This window comes from Agarivorans sp. Z349TD_8 (genome assembly GCF_050870825.2).
Taxonomy (GTDB): Bacteria; Pseudomonadota; Gammaproteobacteria; order Enterobacterales; family Celerinatantimonadaceae; genus Agarivorans.
In genome coordinates this window covers 1324626-1344037 of the sequence record NZ_CP194037.2, presented here as the reverse complement: position 1 = coordinate 1344037, position 19412 = coordinate 1324626, and the positions used below count along the sequence as shown (strand labels likewise).

Genomic DNA, 19412 nt, shown 5'->3' with positions numbered 1-19412 from the left:
AACGCTAACATCGGCTCAATCATATTGCTCATTTAGAGGGTGATAGGCACACAAAGCTGTAACTCAAAGCGTTCTTCAGGATCAATAAACTGACATTGTTTATAACGAACAAAGGCCGGAATATTACCCATACGATAACCGCTATTCGGTAACCATTGCATATAAAACTGATGCAGCATTGGCAGTAACTCTCCATATTGTCCAGCCACTTCCAGAGTTGCATGCATGCCGCCCGGAATCGTTAAACAACTTACAGGGCCACGGCGAATAAACGGTGTGTCCACAGCAAGACAAGCAACATAGTGGCATAAGGGGGCAGGCACGATATCGGGATTAGAATGGTATAAGCCCAAAAGCTTGTCCTGACTCCAATCAATCTTCTGACTATCGGCCCAAACCTGAAGCTTTTCGTAGGCTTGGCGAATGCTGCGATCGTAGCCTTGATGGCGCACATAAGCCACGGTTTGCGCCTCTAAACGCCGAACACTTACCACTGGTAAACTAAGCGTTTGTGCCTGTCGCATCCGTTGCTGTAATTCTTCACTCCAACTTTGCTGATAGTTTGCTTGACTATAAACACTGTAGCCTCCTTCGCGCCATTGCCGAGGAGATTGCCCAAAATGTTTCTTAAAAGCCTGAGAAAAAGAGGCTGGAGATTGAAAACCGCAACTTAGAGCTGCATCTTGCACCGTCAAATGAGGTGAAAAAATCAGTAAGTTAGCACAACGCTCTAAACGCGTACGCCGAATATAATCGTTCACACTTTCCCCGGTGAGTTGTTTAAAACAACGATGAAAATGAAACGGCGAATAAGCGGCGATTGCAGCTAAGGCTTTGGCATTCAGCGGCTCGGCAATGGTTTGATGAATATAATAAAGCACGTCATTGATCCGGCTTTGTCTATTTACATCGGTATTCAATGACATAGCACTTCCTAAAAGTATTCGCTCAACACATTTATCCAAAAATAGCACAAATGGACAAGAGTTTGCACATAAATACTAATGCCTTATTGGGCTGAGATCTGTAATGATGTGCCCCTGTAAACGCAACCTAACAACCATAATAGAGCAGCTCATGATAGAACAAAGCAATCGGGTAAAGCAGACCAAAGAGTCTTACATCCGTAATATCCTAAAAGTAATCCAGCAACCTGGTATGCTTTCGCTGGCTGGCGGTTTGCCAGACGCCAGCCGTTTTCCGCAAGCTATCTTGGCGCAAGCAGCCGCCGAGCTTGCCGAACAACCAAGCATTTATCAATACGGTGCCACCGAAGGACTAAGCGAACTACGCAATTGGTTACTTGAACATGTCGCGCTGGCCGATGACGTAATGGTCACCAGCGGTTCACAACAGGCTCTGGACTTAATTGCGCGCTGTTACTTAAACCCTGGCGACCAAGTCCTTTGCGAAGCGCCCAGTTATTTAGGCGCATTACAAATATTCGACCTTGCCGAAGCACAAACGCTAACGGTAAAGAGTGAATCAGATGGCCCCAACTTGGCAGAGCTGGAACAGCTATTAGCAAGCCAGAAAATCAAGTTATTCTATGCCGTTCCCGATTTTCAAAACCCAAGCAGCTGCTGCTGGAGCCTAGCCAAGCGCCAAGCAGTGGCCGAACTGCTCGCCAAGTACAAGGTTGCCTTTATTGAAGACGCCCCATACCGAGAGTTACGTTTTGAAGGCGCAAGCTTACCGACCGTCACCGAGCTCTGTGATGGGGATGCTTTTTACCTAGGCTCATTTTCTAAAATCGCCACCCCAAGTATGCGGGTAGGTTATGTAATGACCTCCAAAGAATTGCTCGCGCCACTGAAGAAAGTAAAACAAGCCAGTGATTTACACTCTGCGCTACCAATGCAAAAAATGTTGTTATCGACCATTTGCCACCCTGATTTTAAGCAGCATCTGGAACAATTAACCCAGCATTATCGCAGCCGAAGAGACGCGCTGGTAAACGCCCTCAACACGCATCTCAGTGACTATGTTGAATTTACGATACCTGAAGGCGGAATGTTTGTCTGGTGCCACCTAAAACGACACCAAGCCCATCAGATAGCCGCCGCAGCTCTAAAAGAAAAAGTCGCGGTGGTTCCGGGTGATGAGTTTTGGCCAGCCAATAGCGAAATTCACGACCAAGCAATCCGCTTGAACTATACTGCCCTCGACGCTCCGCAGTTAGAGCAAGCAGTCATCCGCTTAGCAAGAGTCATGCAACAAAGCGATATCACCGCGGAGTAAGATAAACTCAATAGTCTTTACTTCTTAAATATAACCCAAAGAAGTAAAGACCTATTGCGCTTCGAATGGCTTGATATGGACACCAACTACAAGCTGAATAAAGCCCTCAGAATAAATCGAACACAGTTGTTTAAACAGCCGCTTCAACCATAAGGTGACTCTCGATATAGCGGGCGCGCTTCTTATCTTTTAGCTGGGTTAAATCAACCAAGACCAAACCATCAATACATTGGTTAAAATCAGGGTCAACATTAAAGTCGATAAATTGTACACCGCCTCGATGACATAATTCCGTATATTGCTTAAACAGAGTGGGTACAGCGGTTCCCATACTGGCAAGCGCACTTTTTAACTGGGCAAAGTCGGCCTTATAATCCTCGCCAGAAAACGAAATATGAATATTATTCTTGATCTGTTTCGCCCGCTGGTAAGGCTGACGCGAACGGGCAAATACCTGTGTTGCCGGAAAATAAGTTTGGTAGAAATAAATGAGTAAGTCTCGACCCGCTTCCGGCATGGCCGCACTTATGCTGACTGGGCCAAACAAATAACGATACTGTGGATGACGGGCCAAGAACGCACCAATCCCTAACCATAAGTAATCTAAACTTCGCTTTCCCCAGTACTTTGGCTGAACAAAGCTTCGCCCAAGCTCTATACCTGATTCAAGAAAACCACAGCTGTTAAGATCATATTCAAAGAGTGAATGGCTATACAGAGCCTCTACCCCCAGTTGCTTTATTTGACGTTGACTATCGGCAAAACGATAAGCACCGGCAATTTCTAACTCTTCGGTATCCCAGAGGATCAAGTGCATATAGTGGGCATCATATTTGTCGGTATCGTTACGCCGTCCCGTTCCCTCACCCACAGCCCTGAAAGCCAATTCACGTAAACGACCTAACTCCGACAAAATCACTGGTTGTGTATTCCCATAACAAATATAAATCCCCTTTCCATCGGGAGTCTCTCCGATTTTTTCGAGTTGCTTAATCGCTTGTTTGAGAGGAAGGCGTTGTTCAGGGTGGGCTATTGCTGCTTCTGTTTGAAATAGACCTTTTTTATTATTGCCAATTCGATAGAGGTGCTTTTTTAATAACTGAGCCTGAGTCGAACGCTCTAACCCACTCAAACCAAAACTTTTAACTGGGATCTGCTCACCAACCACCATCGAAAAAACCTTATTTCGATGGAAAAAAAGCTCTTTCACCAATAACAGCGTCGACAAGGGACGATAGATTAAGGAGCTAATATAGAACAACCAGCTATTTTTAGCTTTTACACAGATGGGGAGCAAAGGTGTATTGGTTTTCTTCGCAATACTCACAAAACCTTTAGTCCACTTACCATCGAGCACCTTAATGCCCTTGAGTCGCGATACTTCCCCCGCAGGAAAAATGATCACAGCGCCTTCATCATCGAGTAATGTTCTAATCGCATTTAATTGCTTACGTTGGCTATTGCCTCGCATATTATCTACGGGTAACAACAAATCAGCCAAAGGCTCAATCGCAGAAAGAATTTCGTTAGCCACAATTTTAACATCATGGCGCACTTGGCTTACCAGATGTAATAGCGCCAAACCATCGATGGAACCAATAGGATGATTGGCAATAATGATGATCCGACCTTCACTAGGGATCCGCTCATGCTCATTCTGGTTAACTCGGTAACTTATATTTAATTCAGTAAACACTTGCTCAATAAATGCAACTCCCTTTAAATGGGGATGTTTATCGGCAAACGCTTGAAATTCATCTTCAAACAGTATTTTTGAAAAGAACCACTTCGCTAAGCGATGGCGACGCGGGTGCTGAACTAAGCTAGGAAAATGTTGATTGAGTACTTGTTGCGCAGAAATCATGATTCTCTCCCTGTATTCGTCGCTAGGCTAGAAGCCAAACATGACAAACAAGCAACAGAAAAATGGCAATTATATGACAAGCAATAAGCAACAAGAGGAATCACAGGGGGAGAGGGAATGCCAAAACTAGCGGCGAAAAACAAGCTTTTTATCGGCTGCGAACAAGCCCATACGGTTTTATATCTGCACAGCAGTTTGCCAAACTTACCGGAAAATTTTGAGCAACTTGATTCCGCTATATTGACTCAGCAACTACTGCTCAACAACAATAACAATTGGCGAAAAATATTAACGATCTATGCCAAGCTAACAGCACCAGATGATAACTGGAGGGAATACCTACAACAGGGCTTACTGGCAGAGCAACAAATCAACTTTGGCGACAAAATAGTCAGCAAAGCAAAACAACACATCATTGCAGGTAAAAACAATTGGCAACGATTTGACCATATCGTGCAACCCAAAGATGTTATAAGTCATAAAAAATTACAATTTATCGCCGCGAATATTTTACTCTGTCCCTACCCCGATTACCGCCAGTTCCCCAATATTTTAGTCGCCGAATACCGACGCTGGCAAGATGAAGCTAAGAGGGAATATTTCTAGGTTACTGAAACATATACAAGTTTACAAAATTCATATCTAGCTAAAAAAAACAACCCCCTTACTGATAAAACTAACAAAAACAACAGCATAGCTGATCCTTGACAAATTAGCTAGCTGTCATATTTGACAGTTTAAATTATCAACAAGCTGAATTGTACTCATAGCATCATCATAAGGAGATGCTCATGAACTACGTTAACGGCCTTGCCGAACAATTACCAGCAACCACCATGAATCACTTAAATCATTATCGGCATCAAGTCTTCGTTGAAATGCTTGGCTGGGAACTGAATACCCCAAAAGGCATCGAGCAAGACCAATTTGACCGCGACGATACTGTCTATGTTATCGCTAAAAATGAGAAAAATAACATCAGTGGCTGCGCACGCCTGCTTCCGACAACTCAACCTTACTTATTAGAAGAAGTCTTTCCCGAACTACTCAATGGCCTGCCTTGTCCAAAACAAGATGACATTTGGGAACTATCTCGCTTTGCCGCTGTAGATTTTGACAATGATAACGAAGCGCCAACTCAACTGATGTCTAGTCAAGCACTCGGCTTACTCACAGCAGCCATCGAGTGTGCCAAACAGCATGGTGCCAAACGGCTTATTTCAGTGTCACCTTTAGGCATCGAACGGATGCTCCGTCATGCTGGATTTCGTCATCACCGAGCCGGCCCTCCAAAAATTCTCAACGGTTACGCTCTATTTGCCTGTTACATCGATATTAACTAACGCAACTTCATTGGAGACTCACGGTAACGCTTACTGATCGCCTCCGCGGTAATCTTTTGCCATGGTAAAAGATTGATTACGGTTATCAATAGCTCATCATTTCGACGAGGGCTCACATCAAGCCCTTGTTCTAATAACTGAATATTACTTCGCGGTAAGGCTTTCACACAACACGTCATTTGGCCGTCACGCCATAACCAATGCCAATCCCAACCGAGGGTGATCGCGCACCTATTTTCAAATAACCATTCGGTGTACCCCGAAAATGAGGCTCGTTCACTTTCAAAATCTACCGCGCTAACACTATCTAAACCCGATATTATATGCTCAAATGTCAATGCTGATAGCTGCTCTACAGTCAAACGAACTAAACCATCAGGGCAAGGCGTGACTAAATAATCAATAGCTTTGACAACAATTTGTCTACTTTCCCGTATTTTCATTATTTATTTTTAGTTATATGAAGCTTAGCTCATAAAAACACGCGCAAAATTTCGCTTCAATTGTCAACATTAACAGTTGCGCTATACTCAATTTTAAACAGGTTTATATTTATGCGTCATATTTGCATAGTTACAGGAAGATAAAGGATTCATGGAAGCTTGGTTAGAAGAACAATTCTGTTTACTAGAGCTGCAAGGCTCAAGTAGCGATTTTTTTGCTGAACTATCAAAAGTCACCAATGCATTAGGCTTTGATTTTTGCGCCTATGGTCTACGGATCCCCTATCCATTATCGGCGCCTCGCACCGAAATGCTCAATAATTACCCGACAATATGGCAGCAAACCTATAAAGAAAATAACTATCTGGAGATTGATCCCACAGTACATCACGGCATGACCTCGCAACTCCCTATCGTTTGGAGTGACCAGTTATTTGCTCAAACACCAGATTTAATGGAAGACGCTCGAGCCGTAGGTTTAGAATATGGCTGGGCTCAATCATCAAGACAAGCCAACGGCACAGTCGGAATGTTAACACTGGCAAGATCAACAGAAATGCTATCACCCGCAGAGTTAGTTCGCTATCGCTACCAACTGCTCTGGTTAACTCAGGTTACCCATCACGGTTTATCCGCTAGAATCACTGCCGAAAAACTTCAGATCCCGGTACTTAGTCAGCGAGAACTAGAAATGCTGAAGTGGACAGCAGATGGCAAGACATCAGAAGAAATTGCAACGATTTTAAGCATCACTGCTCGCACCGTGAATTTTCATATAAGCCAAGCAATGCGTAAACTCGAAGTCGTCAACAAAACTGCGGCAACGGTTAAGGCTGCGGTCATGGGGCTGATTTAATCCAGTAAAAACATTAGCAGTCAAAATAAATTGTAGGCAACTCTGTTTCATGAACCATGATGAGTTGAGATAACAAGAGTTGAACCTCGATGCGAAGAGTGCCGAGTGAACAAATTTAATCACGATCCGACTTCCTAGCCAAAAATAAAAGCCGACATACCTTCACTTCAGTAAACCTTCAGGTTTGCACTATTACTTCATTCATTCCATATCTGCTCATGATGCTATAAATTAGAATTTTTCAGCAAATCCAGCTTCATCGAAATAAACCTTAATCAACAGCCAAAATATTCACAAAATTCTAACTGCCGCTAAAGTTCATCAGCAACTATAATCGTTACACTTTCTTTTATTGTATTTGTGAATCATGATCTTAGATTTTAATTCAGCCTTATATCAATTCGGCTTAATCGCAGTGTTTGTGTTTGCCTTAACTGGCGCTTTAGCGGCCGCCAAACGCGAATTGGATATACTTGCCTTTATTTTTGTGGGTATCGTCACGGGCATTGGCGGTGGAACGATTCGCGATCTCTTACTACAAACCGAAAAAATATTTTGGATTGCTGATCCTAGTTATCTAAGCGTATGTATTACCGCATCGGTCATGACTTATTTCTTCGCCCATTGGGTGATTAGAATTGACCGGTTTTTATTGTGGCTAGATGCTGCGGGTATCGCCTTGTTTGCGGTACTCGGCACCAGCAAAGCACTGAGTTATGAAGCAACGCCTCTGGTCGCCATACTCATGGGGGTGATTAGCTCTACGCTTGGCTCAGCGATTCGCGACTTAATGTTACAGACAAAACTCGTGATTTTTGAACCAGAAATCTACGTAACTGTTTGTCTACTTGGCAGTACCAGCTATGTACTATTAGGCCTATTAGGCATCAACGAAGTCCATAATATTTTGTTATCAAGCAGCGCTGCGTTCTTACTTCGTGTATTAGCGCTCCACTTTGAGCTTCGCTTTCCCAGCTTCAAACTATCTAAGTTACAAAACCGGGAAATCAGAAAACAACAAAACAAGCCTTAGGCATGCTCGCCAATAGCGTTCACATGAAATACGTGATCGATAGCCGCGATCGCATCTAACATCTGCTGAGTTGCAGGAATATCAATATCCATCAGCGTATAAGCGATATCGTTACGGCTTTTATTCAGCATATCGACCACATTAATATTCATATCCGATAATAACGCTAATACCTGGCTTAATATTTTGGGCACGTTGTCATTGGCAAAAGCAATTCGGTAGCCTTCACTGCGACTTAATTTAATACTGGGAAAATTCACCGAGTTGTGAATATTGCCATTCTCCAAAAAGTCGATGAGTTGACGAGCCGCCATAACCGCGCAATTTTGTTCCGCCTCTTGAGTGCTCGCGCCCAAATGTGGCAGCATTAAAATTTTCGAGTGCTTCATTAAATTCACACTGGGAAAATCAGTTACATACAGAGATAAGTGCTGCTGGTCCAAGGCCGTTAAGAGTGCATCTTCCTCAACGATGCTACCACGAGCAAAATTAAGTAATATGGCACCTCGTTTGAATTCACCGGTATTATCTCCATTAATCAGGCCTTGCGTATGTTGATTGGCAGGCACATGAAGGGTGACATAATCACTAGCATTTAATAACTGCTTCAGTTCTTCGGCACATTCAATCTCTGAAGATAGGCGCCATGCTGCTTGAATACTTAAGGCGGGATCAAAACCCACCACTTTCATCCCCAAAGCTAAAGCGGCGTGAGCAACGGCCGCACCAATCGCTCCGAGCCCGATGACGCCTAAAGTTTTCCCTGCTAATTCAGAGCCCACAAAACGCTTCTTTTCTTGCTCGACACTCAGCGCAAGCGCCTTCGCATCCATGGTGGGTAATAAAGAGTCAATAAACTGCCAACCAGAGACCACGTTACGAGCACTGATTAACATCCCGCCTAATACTAATTCTTTAACCGCATTGGCATTAGCCCCTGGTGTATTAAATACAACAACCCCTTGCTTGGTACAACGTTCAATCGGAATGTTATTCACACCGGCACCACAACGTGCGATAGCTTTGACCGCTTTGGGAATATCAAAGTCATGCAAATTGGCGCTGCGTAACATAATGGCATCCGCTGTCGCTAACTCTGCTGCGACTTGATAGTCACTTGAAAAACAAGCCAGCCCTTGCGGATGAATATGATTGATAGTACGAATACTCGGCATACAGTTTCTCCCTAAACAACCTAAATGATGTTTCCGTGACAAACTGCAGCACGAAAGAATAACTAAATAGTTTCCTTAAAACTTAAAGGCACACCTGAGCATAAGCCCACTTTAACCATGGCATCAACGCTTGCAAATCTTGTTGTTCTACAGTGGCGCCACACCAAATACGCAGTCCCGCAGGAGCGTCTCTATAGGCTCCGATATCGAAAGCAACCTGCTCTTGCTCAAGCAAGCTCATGATCTCTTTTACTTGTTCAGGGCTGGCATCGAGAGTCAAACAGACACTGGTATTAGAGAGTGTGTTCTCTTGTTGAGCGAGAAAATGGATCCAATCATTTTCAGCGACAAATTGCTTTAAGACTTGGAGGTTTTGCTGCGATTTATTAATACTTTCGGCAACTCCGCCCATCGATTCAACCCACTGGAGTGCATCGACATAGTCTGCCACACATAACATCGACGGCGTGTTAATCGTTTCGCCTTTGAAGATACCTTCAATGAGTTTTCCTCCTTGAGTTAAACGAAAAATTTTGGGCATAGGCCAGCTAGGTTGATAACTTTCTAAACGTTCAACAGCCCGTGGACTAAGAATAAGCACCCCATGAGCCCCTTCTCCACCGAGTACTTTTTGCCAACTAAATGTAACCACATCTAGTTTTTCCCAAGGGAGGGGCATCGCAAATACCGCCGAAGTAGCATCACAAATGGTGAGCCCTTCGCGTTGACTATCAATCCAATCTCCATTCGGTACAGCGACACCAGAAGTGGTGCCGTTCCAAGTGAAAATACAATCATGTTCCGAGTTTGCTTGATGTAGATCTGGTAGCAAACCGTAATCACAGCTGTAATGCTGGACCTGCTCTAACTTAAGTTGCTTAATCACATCGGTAAACCAACCTTTACCAAATGACTCCCAACTGAAAATATCCACTGCTCTGGGGCCTAGCAAAGACCACATAGCCATCTCCATGGCGCCCGTATCAGACCCTGGAACAATCCCCACCCGATATCCTTCGGGTAACAACAGTAACTGTTGAGTGAGTTCAATTGCTTGGGAAAGAGTCGCTTTGCCTATTTTACTTCGATGGGAGCGTCCAAGTGTCTCAATATTCAACTCAGCTAATTGATAGCCAGGCCTTTTGGCACAAGGGCCTGAAGAAAAATTGGGGCAATTTGGTTTCAACTGGGGTTTCATTATTGGTCCTTGTAAACAAGAGCATTGAAGGAAATAGAAATAAACTGAGGCAGTATATGTCAGACCCAAGACGCATAAAATGATTTAGAGCCAATTTTGTTTGCGAGGTAAAACTTCAAGATAATCAATGGACTTAAAACAGCAAACCATTACAATCAAGCGTATAAACGGCAAATAAACGCTGAGTGCGCTATGTTTAACTAGTTACTTGCTATTTACTACTAGCGACTACCCCAATCTCCTTTGCAAACCCTGTATATATCGTTACCATTCATCCATAAACCGTTAAATAGCGATAAAATGTGAATCGATTTATTCCCCAATACTGCCCTCAATGTGGTCAAGCGAAGCTACAGCAAATCGATGTTAAACAGTGGTCTTGCAACAGCTGCCAATTTGTATATTTTCACAATATGGCCTCAACCGCGGGGGCTATATTACTCTACCAACAACAAGTACTGCTGGTTTCCAGAGCGGTTAAACCGCAAAAAGGCGATTGGGATCTACCAGGCGGCTTCGTTGAATATGGGGAAAGTTTAGAGCAAGGTTTACAACGCGAATTATATGAAGAATTACAACTATCGGTAGAACTACAATCGCTACAATATTTTGGATCTTTCGCCAATCGTTACCATTATAAACAGGTGCTTTATCATACTTGCGACAGTTTTTTCAGCTGTAAGCTGAATCAGCAGCCCAATCTAAAAGCCTTAGATGATGTCGCAACTTGGCAGTGGCATCCTATTGCAGCACTTCCCTTTCATAAAATAGCCTTCAGCTCTGTACATCAAGCCCTGCTGCAATTGCAGACTCAAGTTCAAACGGTCTGATGACCGGCTCAGCATAAACGGCATCTTCTTAATACCTTGCTTTGGATGAATGTAGCGAGTCTTTCGGCTTGTAACTTAAGCACTAACTGTCAAGTATAATGCGTGAAATATATCGGATAAAACCAGATGCTTACAGCACTCACTATTTAAGTTCAAGTGCCCTAAACTTTCAACAAAATCACATCTACACTGCACTCATTCTAATCACACCAATCACCAGCGCATACGCCCTTCGCTTTACTCATCCGACCAGATATGTTAAACAGATGTAAACAGTTTGAGTGTGAGATTTACTATGAATTTATATTTTCGTTTATTCAGTCTGCTATTTCGTCACTGGTTCAGCTCAAAATCAGCAGCGTCAGTCAGCGAAGACTTTGTTATCTCCCTACGGGCGCTACCCTTTGACTGTGATGCCAATATGCACCTAACCAACTCCCGCTATCTCGCCTTCGGAGACTTAGGGCGGATCGACATGATGCTAAAAACAGGATTGGCTGCCGCGAGTCTTAAACAACGTTGGTTAGGCGTAGTGAATGCTCAGTCGATCACTTATATCAGACCCATTAAACCACTCAGCAAACTAGAGTTGCATAGTAAATTACTCGGTTGGGATGAAAAATATTGGTACTTTGAACATCGTTTCATTGGTCAAGATACCTTGTATGCCAGTATCTTGGTTCGGGGGGTATTTATTCGAGGAAAATCTGTCATAACGATGACCGATTTACTTCATCTAATCGGCGATACACAGCCATCACCAGAGCTCCCCTTAAGGGTGATACACTGGAAGCAGCTGCTCTCCACCAAAAAGCAAGAATCAGCGGTGGTACTGCAACAATAGCTTGAACACATACGCTAAACCCAAATTCCATTACAGGCCTAAGCGTATTCAATCTTTCAAAATAACGCTTACTGACTAAGCCGTTTGCTCATGGTACTCGCCATGCTAAGTAGCCCCCAAAAGAGCCACTGGTCTTAGAGATTTCTTTAAAAATGGAGCGCTGTCCACCATACTCAAGTTTAAAGCTAATCATTCGTAGCCTTATGAAAACATTCCAACTGCAACTCAACACGATTTTTACAGTGCTATGCATCTATGTTTTCGGTAATCACCTCGTACAGGCGAAACAAATATCACTTGCGATGAGCAGATCGATCCCGCCTTATATCATTGAACAACCTCAGTCGGGTATACAACTAGATATCATTAGGCAAGCTTTCCTAATTGCAGGGCATCAAGTAAAACAAGTGGTTTTTACTTCAAATTTACGAGCTGAACGATTGATGGAAAAACTTATGGTCGATGCCATCGTTAATGCCCCTACTACCAGTAGAAATTTTTACCTTTCTGAACCCGTAATATTTTACCTAAATACAGCTATCACCCTTAAAGCGAGGGCATTGCCGCTAAACCATGTGGCTCAACTCAGCCAGTATAAAGTGATGGCTTTTAAGAATGCGATAAACTCTCTTGGCGAAGACTACACTAAAGCGATTAGCAGAAGTGAACTGTACACCGAAGTGGCTAATCAACATGCTCAACTAGAACGCCTCTACCGCGGCCAAGTGGACGTGATCATCATTGATAAACGTATCTTTGCCTACCTTAACCAAACCCGAATGCCCGCAGGTCAACAACTCCCAGAAGTAAGCTTTCACGATATATTACCCATTTCACCTCGTTTACTTGGATTTCACAACGAACAGCTTAGAAATCAATTTAACCACGGATTAAAGAAATTAAAAAACCAACAGCCTCAACTTTTCAAATAAAAATTGAATGACTGTTTGAATTTGGAGAAAGAGATTACCAATCAAATAATTAATATATATAATTTAGTATTACAAATAACAAAATGTTTAATAACCCATTCTAAAAACGATAAAACAAAACCACTTAATGATAGAAAAGACACTAAAATTCTGATATAAAAAAGAGAATAATCGCTAGTAAAGACTTTTTATCAGAACAAGCTGTTATTTTTATTTAATATAAACCTCAAAATAAATAAATGTGTCATGTATAGACGTTACATTTACTTTGAAAAGGTTATCATGGGCTATCTAATCTCGTTGTAAGGAAACATTGGAGATGTCTGAAAACCGTTATTCTCATACTTCCAGTAACCGCCTCGTCAGGCGTACAGTTGCCCTTGTCTTGGCTGGAGGCAAAGGCACTCGGCTAAAGCAATTAACCAGTAGAGTCGCAAAACCAGCGGTATCATTCGGAGGAAAATATCGAATTATCGATTTCACGCTATCGAATTGTATAAACTCTGGCGTGCGTAATATCGGTGTATTAACCCAATACATGGCCCACGACCTGATTATGCACCTGCAATCGGGCTGGCAAATTCAAAACCCGGCACTCAATGAGCGAGTGTCAATTATTCCCGCACAACAGCGCACTGGAGAAAACTGGTATCGAGGAACTGCCGATGCCGTGTATCAAAACCTAGATATTATTGATCATGAGCGTTACGACCGAGTGCTAATCCTCGGCGGCGACCATATTTACAAGATGGATTATTCTCGAATGATAAACTTTCATGCAGAGAATGATGCCGATGTTACTGTCGCTTGCATTCGTAAACCAATTTCTCAGGCCTCTTCTTTCGGCGTCATGGGCTTGGATGAAGAGGGGCGAATCGTTGATTTTGAAGAAAAGCCCGAAAATCCTAAGTCTGACCCAGGTAATCCAGAACAAGCCTTAGTTTCAATGGGGCTCTATATATTTAATATGGATGTACTGGATCATGAGCTACGTGAAGGACTAATAAAACCCGGTTACTCACATGACTTTGGCCACAATGTGATCCCAAATATCCTAAAAGACCGGAAAGTATATGGTTATATTTTTGCCGCAAAAGGTCATCCAGGACGCATCGCTTATTGGCGAGATGTGGGAGATATCGATGAGTACTTTGCTGCAAATATGGACTTAGTCGCCCCAGATCCAGAGCTAGACCTTTATGATCGAGAGTGGCCCATCATTACCGATCAAAAACAACGGCCCGGAGCCAAATTTATTTTTAACGAAGCCCAACGTCGCGGTTATGCAACCGATTCATTACTTTCTGCTGGGGTAATCGTATCGGGAGCCAAAGTTCACCGTTCGTTATTGTCATTGGATGTGAGAGTGGAAGAACATACTGAACTTGACCAAGTGATCGCTTTAAACGGATCAAGTATTGGTAAGAACTGTAAGATAAGACGCGCGATAATTACCGAAGACTGCATCATTCCCGATAACACAATCATCGGCTATGACAAAACTGAAGACCATCGTCGATTTACCGTTTCTGCAGATGGTGTAATCGTTGTTTCCAGTGACATGCTACGTTAACAATAGAGACCATTGACCTTTTGGGGTCAATGGTCATTTAATAAGCACTTTACCTTACAAATAAAAATTCCGACAGGCGGTGATTACTCTACAAACAAAGTATCATCTTGCACCTTACAATCGACCAGCAATATCAAGTCTTTCGCTAAATATGTACTAAAAGTTTTACACATTTCTTGGCTGCTGGAATCGCGGTAAATCTTAGATAAAATCAGTTGCTGAGGTTTAATCGAATCTAAAGCCACTAAGGCATGGAAATAAGGACGAAAGCTCCAATTTGCACCAACCAGTCGATCATCTTCAACGATGTCCTGTTCAGTCACATCGTAATTCGGAGAGACTTGCGTGCCATCCACCTTACATAGAAAATAACGGAGGATCCCCACTTCAGCGAGTTGTTGACTCATTCGAGGTATCGATTGCACATTTTGCAGATGATGTTTTAACGCCAAAACCTGTGATTTAACATTCACATTATGCTTCACTGTCTGCTGAGTCCGTAGACTTTTACGCTGCAGATAACTGGCTAATAATTGCTGAACCTTGGCATGACTCAATTGAGCGGATAAAAAATCATCACTGGCCTTGAAAAATAGCCACCCTTGCATGTAACGCGCCCCACACTCCACTCCAAAATGAAACTCTTGCTCTGATTCCACACCTTCACAGATTAACTCACACCCTGCACGCTGCACCAACTCAGAAATAGATAACACCACATCCGCAGGCAAGCCGCCTTTAGCTGCGTCCTTAAACAAACGCATATCCAATTTAATAATGTCGGGTTCAAGCGCGATAATTCGATCAACTTGCGAGGCTCCTACCCCAAAATCATCAATCGCCACCCTTAAACCTGCACGATGGTAATCTTTGACAACTCGTTGTAGATTATCGATATTACCGCTAGCTTCAGTGATTTCAATGACAACTTTTGAGGGATCAATATTCAGCTCATCGATCATAGAAATCGTGGGAGTGCAGATATTTTTGCTCAACATATCGACCCAATCAGGCACAATATTAAGCGTAATGAAGCCTTGTTGTGATGACTGAGCAAAATGCTCTAACGCCTGTCTACGCACATTGCGATCCACCTGACGACGATTGTTCAAGGTATATTCCTGATTAGAAAATATTCCTCCGGCGCTTAACACCTCTCCCAGTTTATTTTGAGTACGAGCCAAGGCTTCATAACCGGCAATTTGCCCCGTAGGAAGAAAAACTATCGGTTGAAAATGCGGAAAGTAATGCAGCGGATTTAACACCCGCTGCTTAGTCACCTGCGTCGCAGAATTAATGTTGACTATCTTTCGACCGCTCAAACCCGATCCCATACTATCCGTTTACCCAATATTTTATAATTAACCTGAAAGAGGTCACTTAGCAAGCACAAAACACGCCAATATAATTTATTTCGCAGTTAATAACTCTGTAAATAAATCCTCGATCCGTTGCTCAATGTTTCACTTTTACCATCAAATAATCTTTAAACGCGCTGTTAAGCATCTCAATAAAGCTTTGTTCATCGTCATGATAGAGCGAGGGTATAGCGACCATCTCAACCAAATAAGAGAACTGCTGGAAGCATTCTATCTTCGAACATTGATTTCCCTTTGAGAAGAAAACTATCTCATTACAATAAGATGGGTGTCGAAAAGTGGGGCAAACGCCAAAGAAATCCTTCTTCGGCACACTTGTGGCTCATGATCACCTTCCACAATCATCCTCGCATTTTGGTTTGGCCTTTAGCTCACACTTTATCCAACTGCTACAAGACACCCTTAAGACTGCTTTACTGGCTCTAGGAATAAACCAACCCTGCACTATACTTCGCTCTCAGTCTATTTCAAAAATCCCGTTTGCAGCCAAACATCAAAAGCCACGCACTAAATTGGTGCGAAATATCCCAAGCTTGGGTGACTCAAAGCGCGAAAACCATAATCAGTTTCATCAGATTCATTATCGGATCTTGTTACTTTTGTAAAATTAAAATTAAAATCAAATCCAAAGGCTCATGACTCAATCACCTCCAGCATTCACCCTATCAAATGATAATAATTACTTGCAAGCTTTCAAATGTTAAATAGAATCACCCCTTCGGTTAAAAAGTAAATTCAAAGCTCTATGTTTACCACATAGAGTGCGACATAACTCATGGAAGAATTAACATAAACAAAACATTCTTTAAACACCTAATGATTTCAGCATGGCTATTTTGCTGGTTGCTGCTTTCATTAATGCCTGCCATCAATGCACATAGTCGCACAGCTGGTGTTTGGCTGTCGGTTTGCACCCTCAGCGGTTTTAAATGGGTACAAATTGATGAAGGAAGCGAACAACCCGCAGATACTGTTCATTCAAAGCAGTGCTTATTCTGTCATTATTTTCCATTTCACAACGTCCTTTTAGCTACATCAGTTTTTCAACGACTGTTCATAATGTCTAACGATGATAACTATATTTTTATGGTTCGCTTCCATCGTTACCTCATCCAAACACCGCGCTCTCCACCAGCATTTAGTCACGCCTGATCATTATTTAATATGAAGCCATACCCCTTAGCCATACCGGAGTCGCGCGATTTAGGTATCACTACGGGGGCTTATGCTTGTGCCTAAAACATAAAGGATGAATGAAATGTTGCGCAGCACCTCTACAGAACGGACGAACACCGAAAAACAAACAGCAACCAAGACCAAACGCTACTATATGATTGCCTGGCGTTGGCACTTTTATGCGGGACTATTTGTGGTTCCCTTCCTACTGATGCTATCGATTACTGGCTTAGTCATGCTCTACGACGACGCCATCGAGCAAGCCCAGTTTGCAGATATTATTCAGGTAAAACCATACCCCACGACCGTATCCCCGGCCGCACAGCTTGCAGCAGTTCAAGCAAGCTACCCACAAGCCACAATACAACAATACATCACGCCAGCGAGCGCCACTCAAGCTAGTCGGTTTGCTGTCAAGGCAGCAGGAGAATCCTTATTCATAACCGTAGATCCCTATACTGGTAAAGTTCTCGGGCAGATCAATCGAGACCAAAGCTGGTATAACTTAGCCAATAGCATTCACGGCAGCTTATTGCTCGGCGATACTGGAGATCGACTGATAGAAATGGCCGCCAGCCTTAGCGTCGTGCTATTGATTACTGGAATTTACCTATGGTGGCCACGCGATAAAATCAGTAAGTCAGGATTGTTCAAAATTAGATTCAACAACAGTACAAGAATAATGTGGCGTGATTTACACGCTAACGTAGGCTTAGTAACCTCAGTATTTTTATTATTATTCTTAATCTCAGGACTCTCATGGACCGGTATATGGGGGGCTAAATACGTGCAAGCATGGAATAGCTTCCCCGCACAAAAATGGGATGCGGTGCCACTTTCAACACTCAAGCACGCCAGTATGAATCATAGCCAAACCAAAGAGGTTCCTTGGAATCTTGAACAAACGCGACTACCTAGCTCAGACGATACTGGCCAACCAGCCAAACAGCACACCAATCTCAATAGCATCGTCAACTTTGCCCAACAACATGGATTCACTCGGTTTAGGGTCAACTTACCCAATTCAGCTACCGCAGTATATACCGTCTCAGCCAACACCATGAGCGGTGATATAAGTGATGCCACTCAAGACAGAACTGCACACCTAGATCAATATTCGGGACAATTATTAGCCGAAGCGGCATGGTCTGATTACAGCCTAATGGCTAAATTAATGGCTGTAGGCATTGCTCTGCATCAAGGAGAGATGGGCTGGTTAAATGTCCTGATCGATACGCTTCTTTGCGCAGCATTTATTTTGATTGCGATTTCGGGTGTGGTGATGTGGTGGCTACGCCGCCCTAAAGGGGTATTAAAACTCGCTGCGCCTCCCTTACCCACCAACATGCCACTTTGGAAAAGCGCGGCGCTAGTGATGTTCGCCGTATCGCTGATGTTTCCAATGGCAGGACTGTGTTTACTAAGCTTCTTACTATTAGATTTTGTTATATTCTCGCGGATCCCACGACTAAAAAGCTTTATAAGCTGAGAGTCTTAAAATACTGAATCGGCAAACGTCCGGCTAGAGCACAATTTACGGTGCTCTAGCCGAACAAGCTCCCGCTTCACCAACTTAGCCTGCGCGCAGCGCCAGGATAGCCTGAATATTCAGGGCTTGAGGATAAGCTTTAAAGCCTGTCTGCTTTTCGGCAATGGCATGGATCGACATGCGGTCGGCCAACTCATTGCCTTCAACTCCAACGTGACCATTCACATGTAACACCTGAATTTTATCTTTTAGTGCCTGATAGCGCTCAAACATCTCTTGGATCAGCACGAGATTTTTAATTTCCCCTCCGGCCTTCTTCCAACCTTTTTTCTGCCAAGCTACCGCCCATTGCGTCACACATTGAATCGAATATTTAGAATCGCAAAAGATAACCACTCGCTGCCCCAAAGCGACTTCTTGAGCCGCCATAATCAAGGCCTGATTGAAGGCATTCAGCTCTGCGGTATTATTAGTTCCCATCGGGTTATATAAGCCATACCATAACTCGGCAAGCTGTTTATCTCGATAGAGCGCTAAACCAGAACCCGCTTTCCCCGGATTCGGCTCACAGCCACCATCGGTAAAAATCTTCACCTCTGCGGCGAGTTTATCAATTTCAGCCGCAGTATAGGTTTTTACCGTTTGAGCGCTATATCGCTTAGCCGCAGGCCCTGCGCCCGCGGCTTTGATAGCAGAGCTGGCGCGACCACCAAAAGCAGCCTCGGCCTCAGCCAGACTAGCAAACGACTTATAACGTGCCCCGGCAAACTTATCGATTTGCTTTTTACAAGTCGCCCAATCGCTAAAAATGCCGGTTTCCCGACCCTGCCATACCACGTAATATTTTTTTGCCATGTTGAAGTCTCTTAAGTTAGCTGCTGGCTAATATTACCAGCAAAGCAACAATGCTGAAGCCTTAAAGCCAATATGCCAGGCCAAGCGTTGTTTTACTGTCCAAAAATTAGTTTTTTATCCATCTGAGCCATGTATTGGCGTGCACATGTTGGTCTGGAGGGTTTACCGGGATAATCTGGCA

At 43.3% G+C, this 19412-nt stretch carries 17 protein-coding genes; 10 read left to right on the top strand and 7 right to left on the bottom strand.

Annotated elements, in window-relative coordinates; translation table 11 throughout:
- Positions 1-32: 32 nt before the first annotated feature.
- Positions 33-926, bottom strand: coding sequence for an AraC family transcriptional regulator (locus ACRRS1_RS06050; protein ID WP_432458909.1), 894 nt, complete (start codon positions 924-926; stop codon positions 33-35).
- A gap of 151 nt (positions 927-1077) precedes the next feature.
- On the opposite strand from ACRRS1_RS06050, the gene ACRRS1_RS06045 reads away from it, so the two are divergent.
- Positions 1078-2241, top strand: a complete 1164-nt coding sequence (locus ACRRS1_RS06045) for a PLP-dependent aminotransferase family protein (protein WP_432458908.1) — start codon at positions 1078-1080, stop codon at positions 2239-2241.
- A 130-nt stretch (positions 2242-2371) separates the two neighbouring features.
- Here ACRRS1_RS06045 and ACRRS1_RS06040 read toward each other — a convergent pair whose 3' ends face one another.
- Positions 2372-4105 (bottom strand): GNAT family N-acyltransferase, encoded by a 1734-nt coding sequence (locus ACRRS1_RS06040; RefSeq protein ID WP_432454050.1) that lies wholly within the window; start codon positions 4103-4105, stop codon positions 2372-2374.
- A gap of 117 nt (positions 4106-4222) precedes the next feature.
- On the opposite strand from ACRRS1_RS06040, the gene ACRRS1_RS06035 reads away from it, so the two are divergent.
- Together ACRRS1_RS06035 and ACRRS1_RS06030 are read left to right on the top strand one after the other, a co-directional pair.
- A complete protein-coding gene (locus tag ACRRS1_RS06035) occupies positions 4223-4711 on the top strand; it encodes a DUF6942 family protein (RefSeq protein ID WP_432468194.1) in 489 nt (162 codons plus the stop codon).
- A gap of 185 nt (positions 4712-4896) precedes the next feature.
- Complete coding sequence (locus ACRRS1_RS06030) at positions 4897-5448, top strand: acyl-homoserine-lactone synthase (protein WP_432454052.1); 552 nt, start codon at positions 4897-4899, stop codon at positions 5446-5448.
- On the opposite strand, the gene ACRRS1_RS06025 is transcribed toward ACRRS1_RS06030, so the two are convergent.
- Positions 5445-5891, bottom strand: a complete 447-nt coding sequence (locus tag ACRRS1_RS06025) for a DUF4902 domain-containing protein (RefSeq protein ID WP_432454053.1) — start codon at positions 5889-5891, stop codon at positions 5445-5447. The genes ACRRS1_RS06030 and ACRRS1_RS06025 overlap by 4 nt on opposite strands.
- A 151-nt stretch (positions 5892-6042) precedes the next feature.
- Between ACRRS1_RS06025 and ACRRS1_RS06020 the strand changes: the two genes are divergently transcribed.
- Both ACRRS1_RS06020 and ACRRS1_RS06015 read left to right on the top strand, forming a co-directional pair.
- Positions 6043-6747, top strand: coding sequence for an autoinducer binding domain-containing protein (locus ACRRS1_RS06020; protein ID WP_432458904.1), 705 nt, complete (start codon positions 6043-6045; stop codon positions 6745-6747).
- A gap of 367 nt (positions 6748-7114) precedes the next feature.
- Complete coding sequence (locus ACRRS1_RS06015; protein WP_432468195.1) at positions 7115-7780, top strand: trimeric intracellular cation channel family protein; 666 nt, start codon at positions 7115-7117, stop codon at positions 7778-7780.
- Here ACRRS1_RS06015 and ACRRS1_RS06010 read toward each other — a convergent pair.
- Together ACRRS1_RS06010 and ACRRS1_RS06005 are read right to left on the bottom strand one after the other, a co-directional pair.
- Positions 7777-8955: a 3-phosphoglycerate dehydrogenase family protein gene (locus ACRRS1_RS06010; RefSeq protein ID WP_432454056.1), complete on the bottom strand. Its 1179-nt coding sequence runs from the start codon at positions 8953-8955 to the stop codon at positions 7777-7779. The genes ACRRS1_RS06015 and ACRRS1_RS06010 overlap by 4 nt on opposite strands.
- An 82-nt stretch (positions 8956-9037) precedes the next feature.
- Positions 9038-10153: a phosphoserine transaminase gene (locus tag ACRRS1_RS06005; RefSeq protein WP_432458902.1), complete on the bottom strand. Its 1116-nt coding sequence runs from the start codon at positions 10151-10153 to the stop codon at positions 9038-9040.
- Positions 10154-10455: 302 nt separating this feature from the next.
- Here ACRRS1_RS06005 and ACRRS1_RS06000 point away from each other — a divergent pair, with 302 nt between their 5' ends.
- From ACRRS1_RS06000 to glgC, 4 genes are all read left to right on the top strand, one after another.
- Positions 10456-10983, top strand: a complete 528-nt coding sequence (locus tag ACRRS1_RS06000; protein ID WP_432454058.1) for an NUDIX hydrolase — start codon at positions 10456-10458, stop codon at positions 10981-10983.
- 295 nt (positions 10984-11278) lie between these two features.
- Positions 11279-11827: an acyl-CoA thioesterase gene (locus ACRRS1_RS05995; protein ID WP_432454059.1), complete on the top strand. Its 549-nt coding sequence runs from the start codon at positions 11279-11281 to the stop codon at positions 11825-11827.
- Between the two features lie 302 nt (positions 11828-12129).
- Positions 12130-12759 carry a hypothetical protein gene (locus ACRRS1_RS05990; protein ID WP_432454060.1) on the top strand — a complete coding sequence of 210 codons (630 nt, stop codon included), beginning with the start codon at positions 12130-12132 and terminating at the stop codon, positions 12757-12759.
- A 319-nt stretch (positions 12760-13078) separates the two neighbouring features.
- A complete protein-coding gene (glgC, locus tag ACRRS1_RS05985) occupies positions 13079-14332 on the top strand; it encodes a glucose-1-phosphate adenylyltransferase (protein ID WP_432454061.1) in 1254 nt (417 codons plus the stop codon).
- An 83-nt stretch (positions 14333-14415) separates the two neighbouring features.
- On the opposite strand, the gene ACRRS1_RS05980 is transcribed toward glgC, so the two are convergent.
- Complete coding sequence (locus tag ACRRS1_RS05980; RefSeq protein ID WP_432454062.1) at positions 14416-15654, bottom strand: EAL domain-containing protein; 1239 nt, start codon at positions 15652-15654, stop codon at positions 14416-14418.
- A gap of 1315 nt (positions 15655-16969) precedes the next feature.
- Here ACRRS1_RS05980 and ACRRS1_RS05975 point away from each other — a divergent pair.
- Positions 16970-18376 (top strand): PepSY-associated TM helix domain-containing protein, encoded by a 1407-nt coding sequence (locus ACRRS1_RS05975; protein ID WP_432468197.1) that lies wholly within the window; start codon positions 16970-16972, stop codon positions 18374-18376.
- An 84-nt stretch (positions 18377-18460) separates the two neighbouring features.
- Here ACRRS1_RS05975 and ACRRS1_RS05970 read toward each other — a convergent pair whose 3' ends face one another.
- A complete protein-coding gene (locus ACRRS1_RS05970) occupies positions 18461-19231 on the bottom strand; it encodes a ribonuclease H1 domain-containing protein (RefSeq protein ID WP_432468198.1) in 771 nt (256 codons plus the stop codon).
- Positions 19232-19412 lie beyond the last annotated feature (181 nt).